The 8323-nt window shown below is 75.3% G+C and carries 7 protein-coding genes; 6 read left to right on the top strand and 1 reads right to left on the bottom strand.

Annotated features, from left to right (window positions below; all coding sequences use genetic code 11):
- From BJF79_RS26225 to BJF79_RS26210, 4 genes are all read left to right on the top strand, one after another.
- The coding region (locus BJF79_RS26225) for a bifunctional copper resistance protein CopD/cytochrome c oxidase assembly protein (protein WP_075901317.1) at positions 1 to 1953 on the top strand (1953 nt) is incomplete at its 5' end.
- A gap of 94 nt (positions 1954 to 2047) precedes the next feature.
- A complete protein-coding gene (locus BJF79_RS26220) occupies positions 2048 to 3214 on the top strand; it encodes a sensor histidine kinase (protein ID WP_262402606.1) in 1167 nt (388 codons plus the stop codon).
- Between the two features lie 61 nt (positions 3215 to 3275).
- Positions 3276 to 3932, top strand: coding sequence for a response regulator transcription factor (locus BJF79_RS26215; protein WP_075901315.1), 657 nt, complete (start codon positions 3276 to 3278; stop codon positions 3930 to 3932).
- Between the two features lie 118 nt (positions 3933 to 4050).
- Positions 4051 to 5145: a hypothetical protein gene (locus BJF79_RS26210; RefSeq protein ID WP_075901313.1), complete on the top strand. Its 1095-nt coding sequence runs from the start codon at positions 4051 to 4053 to the stop codon at positions 5143 to 5145.
- On the opposite strand, the gene BJF79_RS26205 is transcribed toward BJF79_RS26210, so the two are convergent.
- Entirely contained in the window at positions 5132 to 6865 is a 1734-nt protein-coding gene (locus BJF79_RS26205; protein WP_075901311.1) for a hypothetical protein, read from the bottom strand. The genes BJF79_RS26210 and BJF79_RS26205 overlap by 14 nt on opposite strands.
- Before the next feature lie 101 nt (positions 6866 to 6966).
- Between BJF79_RS26205 and BJF79_RS26200 the strand changes: the two genes are divergently transcribed.
- Both BJF79_RS26200 and BJF79_RS26195 read left to right on the top strand, forming a co-directional pair.
- Positions 6967 to 7641, top strand: coding sequence for a response regulator transcription factor (locus tag BJF79_RS26200; RefSeq protein WP_075901309.1), 675 nt, complete (start codon positions 6967 to 6969; stop codon positions 7639 to 7641).
- Positions 7638 to 8323: hypothetical protein (locus BJF79_RS26195; protein WP_262402605.1), on the top strand; the 686-nt coding region annotated here is incomplete at its 3' end. The genes BJF79_RS26200 and BJF79_RS26195, both read left to right, overlap by 4 nt.

Below are 8323 nucleotides of genomic sequence, written 5' to 3'. Positions count from 1 at the left end.
ACCGCCGGCACGCTGACCCGGTGGGGCCTGCCGGTCTCCCGCACGATCATGGACCTGGCGTCCGCGCTGACCGTCGGGACGCTGCTGGCGGCGGCCGTCCTGCTGCCGCTGGAGACCCGGCGGAACGCGGGGAAGGCGGGCACGGGGACGCTTTCGCGGGACGCGCTCGGCTATCTGCGGGCGGCGTCGTGGCTCGCCGCCGGGTGGGCCGCCGCGGCGGCCGCCACGCTGGTGTTCACCGTCTCGGACGTGCTGGGCCAGCCGGTGGTGCAGGTGCTCACCGGCAGCGAGCTGAGCAGCTACGTCGGGTCGCTGGAGCAGGGCACCGCGCTGATGATCGTGGTGCTGCTGGCGGTCGTCGTCGCGCTGCTCGCGCGGACCACCGCCACGCCCGCCGCCGCGATCGGGCTGCTGGTCATGGCCGGTGTCGCGCTGCTGCCCGCGCCGCTCACCGGGCACTCGGCGTCCTCGGCCAACCACGCGATCGCGGTCACCGGCGTCGCGCTGCACGTCGCGGCGGTCGCGCCGTGGGTGGGCGGCCTCGGCGTCGTCGCCGCGCACGCCATGCTGCGCCGGGACCGGCTGCCGGTCATGGCCGAGCGGTTCAGCCGGATGGCGCTGTGGTGCTACATCCTGGTCGGCGCGAGCGGGATGGCGAACGTCGTCGCGCGGATGCCCGACCCGGCCGAGTTGCTGACGACGAACTACGGCCGGCTCGCCCTCGCCAAGATCGTCGCGTTCGGGGTGCTGGGCTGGTTCGGCTGGTGGCACCGGGAGCGGACGGTGCCCGCGCTGCGGGAGCGCGCGCGGGACGGCGCCGGGCGCTGGGCGTTCGCCCGGTTCGCGGGCGTCGAGGCGGCCGTGATGGCGGCCACGATGGGCCTCGCCGTCGCGCTGTCGAGCACCGCGCCGCCCCCGCCGACCGGCACCGAGACCGCCGTCCGGACCCTGCTCGGCTACGACATGCCGCCGCAGGTCACCGCGGGACGGCTGGCGACGCTGTGGTCGTTCGACCTGTTCTTCGCCGCCCTCGCCGCGGTGCTCGCGGGCGTCTACCTCGCGGGCGTGGTGCGGCTGCGGCGGCGCGGCGACTCGTGGCCGGTGTGGCGGACGGTCTTCTGGTTCGTCGGCGTCCTGACGATCGTCCTCGCCACTCAGACGGGCGTGGCCCGCTACTCGCCGATCCTGTTCAGCGTCCACATGGCGCAGCACATGACGCTGAACATGCTGACCCCGATCTTCCTGGTCGTGGGCGCGCCGCTCACGCTGGCGCTGCGCGCGCTGAAGCCCGCGCGGCTCCGCGGCGACCGCGGCCCGCGCGAGTGGCTGACCGCGATGCTGCACAGCCGGTTCTCCGGGTTCATCGCGCACCCGGCGGTGGCGACGGTCATCTTCGTGGCGAGCACGTTCGCGCTGTACTTCACGCCGCTGTTCCAGTCGCTGATGCAGGACCACTTGGGCCACATCGCGATGACCGTGCACTTCCTCCTCGCCGGGTTCCTGTTCTTCTGGGTGCTGCTCGGCGTGGACCCGGCGCCCAAGCGGCTGCCCTACCCGGGACGGCTGCTGCTGCTGTTCGTCACGATGCCGTTCCACGCCTTCTTCGGCATCGCGCTGATGAACCTCGGCCAGCCGATCGCGGAGGGCTGGTACAACGCGGTGGATCCGCCGTGGGGGACGGCCCTGCTGCAGGACCAGCACACCGGCGGGGCGATCGCGTGGGCGTTCGGGGAGATCCCGACGTTCATCGTCCTGATCGTCCTGGCGATCCAGTGGTACTCCGACGACCAGCGGCAGGCCCGCCGGATGGACCGCAAGGCCGACCGGGCCGCGCAGGCCGCGACCGAGACCGGGGTCCCGGTGGAAGACGACGAGCTGGCCGCCTACAACGCGCGCCTCGCCAAGCTCGCCGAACGCGACCGGCTCGCCGGCGAGCAGCGCGGCGACCCCTGACCCGGCGCCCGCTCCCCCGTGCGGGGGAGGCGCCCGCGGGAGCCCGTCCCGGCGGGGGAGGGGCCGGGTTCCGCGGGTCTGCCAGGATCGACGCGTGATCGGTCTTCTGCGTCCGCTGGCCCGGCGGACGACCTGGCGGCGCTGGTCCCACCTCGTGGTGGGCGGCGCGCTGCTGATGCCGTACTGGTTCCTGTCGGTCGCGCTCACCCCGCTGATCCCGATCCGGAACGCGGCCGTCATCGTGGTGCTGGCGATGGTCGTCCTGCCGACGGCCGCGACGTTGATCACCGGCCTCGTCCCGACCGTGCGGATGCTGGAGACGTCGCTGGCCCGGGAGCTGCTGGAGGGCCCGGCGAAGGACCTGGAGCCCGGCCCGGCGCGTTCGTGGGAGAGCCGCGCCCGCACCGCCGCGTGGTTCACCCTGCATCTGACGGTCGGCGTGGTGATCAGCGGGCTCAGCCTGGCCGTCCCGCCGTTCGCCGTCGTCGCCGTCCTCGCGCCCGCCGTGACCTGGGACGAGCAGATCGTCCGCGCCTGGGGCTGGCAGGACGGCTGGCCGCAGTGGCCCGGACCGCTGATCGGGATCGGCTCGATGGCCGTCCTGCTCGCGCTGATCGTCGCGGCGGGCGCGCTGCTGTCGCGGTACGCCGCGGTGTTCCTCGGCCCGTCGGCCGCCGAGCGGCTCGCGGCGGTGGAGGCTCGGGCCGTCAAGCTCGCGGAGCGCAACCGGCTGGCGCGGGAGCTGCACGACTCGGTCGGGCACGCGCTGAGCGTGGTGACGCTGCAGGCGGCGGCGGCCGGGCGCGTCCTGGACGGCGACCCGGAGTTCGCGCGGGAGGCGCTGTCGGCGATCGAGGAGTCCGCCCGCGCCGCGCTGGAGGATCTCGACCACGTCCTCGGGCTGCTGCGCGAGGACCCGTCCCGGCCCGCCCCGCAGGCCACGCTGAAGGACCTCGGGCGGCTGCTGGAGCAGACGCGGCTCGCCGGGGTGACGCTCGACGCGCGGATCGATGCCGAGGTCGAGGCGGTGCCCGCGGCGGTGTCGCGGGAGGCGTACCGGATCGTCCAGGAGGGGCTGACGAACGCGCTGCGGCACGCGGGGAAGGTCCCGGTGCGGCTCCGCCTCGGCGTCACCGGCGAGCGGCTGGAGATGGAGATGAGCAACCCCCTGGGCGCGGCGCGCGGCGCGGACCCGACCACGGCGGCGGGCGCGGCCTCGGCGGCGTCCGCGAGCGCGTCACCGTGCTGCGCGGCGAGATGAGCGCGGGCCCCGACGGCGGACGCTGGTGCTTCCGGGTGTCGCTGCCGCTAAGGTCCGGAACATGACGATCAAGGTGCTGCTGGTCGACGACGAGCGGCTGATCCGCGCCGGGCTCGCGGCCATCATCGACGCCGAGGCGGACCTGACCGTGGTCGGGGAGGCGTCCGACGGGTCCGAGGTGCCGGACGCGGTGTCCCGGCTGGGGCCCGACGTCGTGCTGATGGACGTCCGGATGCCGGAGCTCGACGGCATCCAGGCGACCCGGCACCTGCTGTCGACGTCGCCCGAACCGCCGCGGATCATCGTCGTCACCACGTTCGAGAACGACGAGTACGTCTACGACGCGCTCAAGGCGGGCGCCCACGGATTCCTGCTGAAGCGGGCGCGCCCGGAGGAGATCCTGCACGCGATCCGGATGGTGGCGCACGGCGACACCCTGCTGTTCCCGGCCGCGATCCGCGCGCTGGCCGCCGAGCACGGCCCGTCCGGTGCCGGGACGGGCGGCGCGGGCTGGCACGACCGGCTCACCGAGCGGGAGTCGGACGTCCTGCGGCTGATGGCCAAGGGACGGTCGAACGCCGAGATCGCGGCGGAGCTGTTCGTGAGCCCGCAGACGGTGAAGACGCACGTCGGCAACGTCCTGGCGAAGCTGCAGGCCCGCGACCGCACGCAGGCCGTGATCTTCGCCTACGAGACCGGGTTCATCTCGCCCGGGTGACCTCCGGTCGAATGTGACGTTCGACGCGCTGCGCGAATCTCAACCGCCCCTTACGCCTGATTTACCTCGTAATCGTTACAAAAGAGACACCAGGAGATGACTCGACGATCGGGGGATCATGGACGCCGTCACGCTGGCCGAGCTGCGCAAGCCCCGCGCCTACCCGGCGGTATCGGTACTGATGCCGACCCACCGGGCCGCCCCGGGCAACCGGCAGGACCCCATCCGGCTGCGGAACCTGCTGGCCGAGGCGCGGCGGCGGCTCTACGCCGACGACCGCGTCCCCGCGGACGCCGCCGACCACGTCGTCCGGGGCCTGGAGCGGGCGGCGGACGAGGTCGACCTGCGGCACGCCGCGGACGGCCTCGTGCTGTTCGCCGCCCCGGACGGCGAGCACCACGCGTACGCGATCGGCCAGCCGGTCGACGAGCGGGTGATCGTCGACAGCGGGTTCGCCACCCGCGACCTCGTCGCCGCCTTCACCCGCACCCCGCGCTACTGGCTGCTCACCCTGTCCGACCAGCGCACCCGGCTGTGGGACGGCCACGGCGACGAGCTGACCGAACGCACCGGCGGGGGCTTCCCGGTCGAACCGGAACCGATCGACGAGATCGGCTCCGGCCGCCAGTCGCGGCGCGCCGCCACCGCCGGGGACGAACCCCAGCGCCGGGCGATGCGCGACGTCGCGGCCGCGCTCGACCGCGTCCTCGCCCGCGACGACCGTCCGCTCATCGTCGCCGGAGTCACCCGCCACCAGGCCTTCTTCGACGAGGTCGCGGGCGCGCACGTACGGGTCGCCGGGCGCGTGGACGGCAGCCTCGAAGGCGCCGCGCCGAGCACGCTGATCGAGGCCGCCCGGCCGGCCCTGGCCGCCTACGAGGACCTCCGCGAGGTCGGCGTGCTCGCCGAACTGGAGGCGGCGCGCGGCATCGACCGCTACGCCGCCGGGCTCTGCGACGTCGTCCGGCTCGTCGAGCAGGGCCGCGGCGAGCACCTCGTCGTCGAACGCGGCTACTACGCGGCCGCCGTGCGCGGCGAGGGCGGCCTCGTCCCGGTCGACGGGCGGCCGGGCGTCCTGCACGGCGCCGACGTGGTCGACGACGTCGTCGACCACGTCATCGAGACGGTGCTGGAGTACGGCGGCGAGGTGACGTTCGTCTCCGACGGCTTCCTCGTCGACCACGACCGCATCGCCCTGGTCACCCGCTTCTGAGTCCGGGCCGCCGCCCGCAGGACGGGTCGTGCCAGCTCGTCCACCCGATGCCGTAGGCGGCGCCGGGGTACGGGCGCCAGCCCGCCGGGTGCGCGGGCCAGGTCGCGGCGGGGGCCGTCCCGTCCGGGCGGGGCACGACGACCGTGCACACGCCCGGCGCGGGAGGCCGCCCCGACCGGACGTCGAAGGAGCCGACGCCGGTCCACCACACCGGGTACCGCAGCCGCACCTTGATCGCCCAGTGCAGGGACCGGTCGGCGACCACCCCGCCCGCCGCCGGTCCGGGCAGCACCGGGGCCGGGCGGACCCGCTCGGGGGACGGGCCGAAGAGGAAGACCAGCGCGGCGAGGTTCGTCCCGGCGAGGGCGAGCCCGGCCAGGACGGCCGGACGCGGGAGCCGCGTGAGCACGAGCAGCCCGGTGAGCAGCCCGGCCGCCGCGAGCGAGGCTTCCGGGAGGTCGAGCGCGGCGCGGTCGCGGGTGAGGAACATGACCTCGGGGAAGTCGAACCCGATGAACGCGTGGGTGCGCAGCCGTTCGCCCGCGTAGGCGGCGACCCACGATCCCGTCCCCGCGAGGAGCACCAGGGCGCCCGCCGCCGCGCGGATCCGCGACCGCGACCGCAGGATCGCCGCCGTCCCCGCCAGGGCGAGGACGACCGCCGTGCACGCGAGGTAGCGCCCGTACGCGAAGTTGCCCACGCGATGCTCGTCCGGCAGCGCCGCCGAGGCCGCGTACGCGACGCCGCAGACGGTGGCGAGCAGCGCGCCCGCCATGACCCGCTCGGCGGCGGGCGGTCGGTGCCGGACGAGCGCCGCGTCACGGCCATCAGCCCCACCCCGGCCAGGCCCCACGTGGACACGGTCAGGTACCAGAGCTGCCCCGCCGCGCCCGACAGCGCCCACGCCTGCCCGTCCGCCGAAGGTGAGGCGGTCGACGAGCAGCTCGCCGAGGTCGAGCGCACCGTCCGGGTACAGCGCGGCCCGCAGCCGCGCGTTGCCCGCCGCGCCCAGCGCGTACCCGGCCACGGTGACGGCGAGCCCCGCGAGCGTCCCGCGGGCCCCCTGCGCAGGGCGAGGAGGGCGAGGAGGGCGGCGAGGTGGACGGCGAGCAGCACCGTCGCCGCGCGTGTGGACGGCCGACGCGTACGCCACGACGAGGCTCGCCGCGACGGCGTCCGGGAGACCGCCGCGGCGCGCGAACCGGTCGAGGGCGAGCAGCCAGCCGAGGACGAGCGCCGGGAGGACCGCGTCGGTGAGCGCGAACGCGCCGAAGAACGCCGACGCGGGCAGCGACGCGGCGCCGAACGACACCGGCAGCGCGGCCCGGGGCCCGAGCCCGAACCGCCGCGCCGCCGCGTACCCCAGCGGGAACAGCGCCGCCCCCGCGACCGCGTTGATCACCATGACGATCGTGTAGACCGTCACCGGATCGTGCGAGAACCAGTACGCGGGCGTCAGCAGCAGCGGGTATCCGCCCTGGTAGAAGGTGTGCCCCGACAGGTCGCCGCCCGGCCCGCCCGCGAGCCACCGCGCCGCGACGAGGTAGCCGGTCTCGTCCGGGTTCGCGGCGGGCCCGGTGCGTCCGCGCGCGAACCACGTCCGGACGCCCACCTGGGCGAGGAAGCCGGACACGAGCAGCCAGGGCAGGGCGCGCCGCCACCGTCCGTCCCGTGGGGGAGCGGGCGGGGCGGCGGGCCGGAGAACGATCGTCGACGCCATGCCGGCCACGCTTCCGGCGCACTGTATTGATCTTGTCCGGGAAATATCCGGATCTCGTGACATGGCATGGAACGCCCGGACGGTCGCCCGATAATGGCCGGGTGGCGAAGATCCTTCTGGTCGAGGACGACCCGTCCGCCCGCGCCGGGCTGGAGATCGCGCTCACCCGGCAGGGGCACGGCGTGACGACCCGCGCGACGGGCGAGGACGGCCTCGACGCGCTGCGGGCCCTGCGCCCCGAGATCGCGATCCTGGACGTGATGCTGCCGGGCATCGACGGCATCGAGGTGTGCCGCCGCATCCGGCGCGCCGACCCCCTCCCGGTGATCCTGCTGACCGCGCGCGGCGACGACCTCGACGTCGTCCTCGGCCTGGAGGCGGGCGCGGACGACTACGTGATCAAGCCCGTCGAGCCGCGCGTCCTGGACGCCCGCGTCCGGGCGGTGCTCCGCCGCGCCGAGCAGAGCGGGCCCGGCCGCTCCGTCCACGGCGACCTCGTCATCGACCGGACGTCCCTCAAGGTCACCAAGGCCGGGACCGACGTGCGGCTCACCCCCACCGAGCTGCGGCTCCTGCTGGAGCTGACCCGCCGTCCCGGGCACGCCCTCGCCCGGCGCCACCTGCTCGCGGCGGTCTGGGAGCACACCTACCCGGGCGACTCGCGGCTGGTGGACGCGTGCGTCCAGCGCGTCCGCGCGAAGATCGAGGACGAGCCCGGCGACCCCCGGCTGATCGAGACCGTCCGCGGGTTCGGCTACCGGTTCGCGGCGCGGTGATCCGCGGGCTCACCGGGCTGCGGGCCCGCCTCGGCGCGGCGTTCCTCGCGGTCGCGCTGCTCGCGTCCGTCCTGGCGTCCGGCATCTCCTACGTCCTGTACCGGCGCATGATGCTGGACCGCGTGCAGGACGAGGTGCTGGCGGACGTGCGCCAGGCGATCGCGACGGAGGTCCCCGGCGAGCTGCCGCCCGACGCCGGGCAGCTGCTCGGAGAGCGGCTCGAAGCCGTCCTGACCGGCCGGACCGGAACACCCGAGGCCCTGGCCGCCTCGGAGACGGGCGCCGACGGGCCGACCGTCGTGTCGGAGCAGGGGGTCGGGAACGGGCGCAGGGCGGCCGTGCTGAGCGTGCCGCCCGGCGGACCGGTCCTCCTCCCGGACCCGGGAGAGCTGCACGTGCCCGTGGACGAGGAGTTCGCGCGGCGGGCGCTGCGCGAGACGGTGTACCGGCGCGTCGTCCGGAACGGCACCCCCTACCTGCTGGTCGGCGCCTACCCCGCCGGGTTCGCGGCCACCGGGTCGCGGCGCACCGTGCCGCCGATCGTGTTCGTCTCGGTCGACCTCGGCCGGGAGGCCGCCGACCTGCGGCTGTTCGGCCGCGAGCTGCTGATCGCCGACGGGGCCTCGCTCGCGGGCGCTCGTCCTCGCGCTGCTGGCCGCCGCGGCCGTCCTGCGCCCCGTCC

Origin of the sequence: Actinomadura sp. CNU-125 (assembly GCF_001942465.1) — a bacterium.
In the GTDB taxonomy this organism is placed as follows: Bacteria; Actinomycetota; Actinomycetes; order Streptosporangiales; family Streptosporangiaceae; genus Spirillospora.
The sequence above is the reverse complement of the archived record's forward strand: the minus strand, read 5'-3'. Positions and strand labels throughout refer to the sequence as shown.